2 protein-coding genes are annotated in these 2,381 nt (G+C 62.2%); one reads left to right on the forward strand and one right to left on the reverse strand.

Translation table 11 applies throughout. From position 1 onward, the window contains the following. A partial coding sequence (locus AC4FAH_RS14520; RefSeq protein ID WP_490246312.1) for a cache domain-containing protein occupies positions 1-1,390 on the reverse strand: 1,390 nt, incomplete at its 3' end. Positions 1,391-1,560: 170 nt separating this feature from the next. Here AC4FAH_RS14520 and AC4FAH_RS14525 point away from each other — a divergent pair. After that, the coding region (locus AC4FAH_RS14525) for a ribokinase (RefSeq protein WP_490246313.1) at positions 1,561-2,381 on the forward strand (821 nt) is incomplete at its 3' end.

Raw genomic sequence — 2,381 nt, forward strand, 5'->3', positions numbered from 1 at the left:
TCTGGGTCTGGCGCAGCCGCTGGTACATCTCTTCGGCGGTGGCGTTGGCATCATCCAGCTCGACGATGCCACTGCCACCCGCGGACTCGACTTCCGCGCCCATGCCGATGCGATGCAGACGCTCACGCAGCTCGGCAAGCGGCACCGAGAGGCGACGGCTGATGTGGTGCGTGCGCCAGCTCATGAGAATGAAGAAGGTGAAATAGAACAGGATCAGGCCACCGACCAGCGCCATGCCGACCAGCTGGAAGTTGCGCCCGATCTCGGCGGTACGAAAGAAGACGGCGCTTTCCTCGACCATGCTCAACATGATCCAGCCGTTGCCCGGCAAGCGCTCCCACGCCACCTTGTAGGGTGCACCTGCCACATTGACGCTCTCCAGGCCACGCCGCTGCTCGAGGATACGGGGCGCGAGTCTCTTGAAGACGTCATGGCCTTTCAGCTCCAGCTGGGCGGGCCGAATGACATCCTCTTCCTGGAGGTCATTGGCATCGGGAATCTCCAGCGGCAGCAGCGACAACAACTGCTCACCGGCGCGCGGGACGGCGAGTGAGCGTCCCTCGGCATCGAACAGCATCGCGAAGCCTTGCCAGGGCAGCTCCATCGCCAGCACCTGATTGACGATCACGTCCAGGGTCATGTCGACGCCGGCGACGCCGAGAAACTCGCCTTGCTCGGAATGGAAGGGACTGACGGCCGACGTCATCCAGCCATTGCCGGCCGGGTCTTCGTAGATGTCGGTCCAGATGGTGTTTCGCGAGGGATTTGCCTCTGGCGCGGCCAGATAGAAGAAGGAGAAGTCACGACAGTCGTGGTCGGCTGGCACCAGCGAGGCCAGATCGACATAGGGGAAAAGGCGGACATAGCAGTCGGCCATCGTGACGAAGGACTGCACCACGGCCGAGTGCGAGGACACGACACTGCGCATGATCGGGTCGACCGCCGTCATGCGCAGCGCCATGGGGATGTCCTGCTCGAGACCTGGCAAGGCGGGATAGAAGCCGCTGCCCTGATTGTCCGCCGTCTGCTGACTGGCCCAGACACCGCTGGGCAGGCTTGCGTGACGGGCAACCTCGCGCGCCGCTACCCCGGTACCGGCGTCGCCCATGGCCAGTTCGCCTGCCTGGGCACCGAGCCCGCGCGACAGGTTCTGGACATGCTCCAGTTGCTGGCTGAGTGACTTGGCCTCCCGCAGCATCGCCAGATTGAGCTCACTGCTCGACTGGGATTGCAGGTAATTGAGGTTGGCATCACGAATCTCGTCATTGGACACGAAATACACCGCCACCAGGGCGGTCTCGACCAACAGCAACGGAATCATGGTACTGGTGAAGAGTGCTCGCCAGACCCACTTCTTGATCGTGACGGCGGGTTGCTTCGACTCCGACATGGGCGACTATCCTGAATCCAGCGAGATGACAGGAAGTATGCACTTTCTCTTGCGTTCCAAGAGGCTAATAGCTTCAACGCTTAAACATGACCTAAAGGTCAGACCTTGGTGATACGACTGGGGACAGGCGGCCAAGGCTTTGCTAGGATGCTCGACCCCAAGGAGGCTGCATGCTTTACAACTACGGTTCTATCAATATCGATCACGTCTATCGGGTACCTCACCTGGTACGACCGGGTGAAACCCTGGCGAGTCTCTCCTACCGTCAGGTACTGGGTGGCAAGGGTGCCAACCAGTCGCTCGCGCTTGCGCGCGCCGGAGGCGACGTCACGCACTGGGGCCGCCTTGGCAACAGTGATCGCTGGGCACTTGAGCCGCTGGAAAGCGCCGGTGTCATCACCTCGCAGGTCGAGCTGAGCGCCAGCGCCAGTGGCCACGCCATCATCCAGGTGGACGACCACGCCGAGAACAGCATCATTCTGCATCCGGGTGCCAACCACGGTTTCACCGATGAGCATCTGGCGACGCTGTTCTCCGGCGTGACGCAGGGAGATTGGCTGCTGCTGCAAAATGAGTGCAACGCACTGGGCAAGGTCATCGAGCTGGCACATGCCAAGGGCATGAAAATCGCCTTCAATCCGGCCCCGATGGGTGCTGATGTCCTGCGCCTGCCGCTGGAGCACTGCCAGGTGCTGTTCCTCAATCGCGGTGAAGCGGCACAGCTGGTCGAGCTGGAAGAAAGCGCGCCTGTCGCCACCCTGCTCGCCGCGCTGCACACACGCCTGCCTGACACCGAAGTGGTCATGACCCTGGGTAGTGAAGGCGTCTGCTACCAGCTGGGGGAACAGCGCATCCAGCTGCCGGCGCACCGCGTCAATGCCGTGGACACCACCGCGGCAGGCGACACCTTCATCGGCTATTACCTGGCAAGCCAGATCGAAGGCCAGAGCATCGAGGAAAGCCTGCGTCGTGCCAGCACCGCCTCTGCCCT

Source organism: Cobetia sp. (assembly GCF_983723665.1).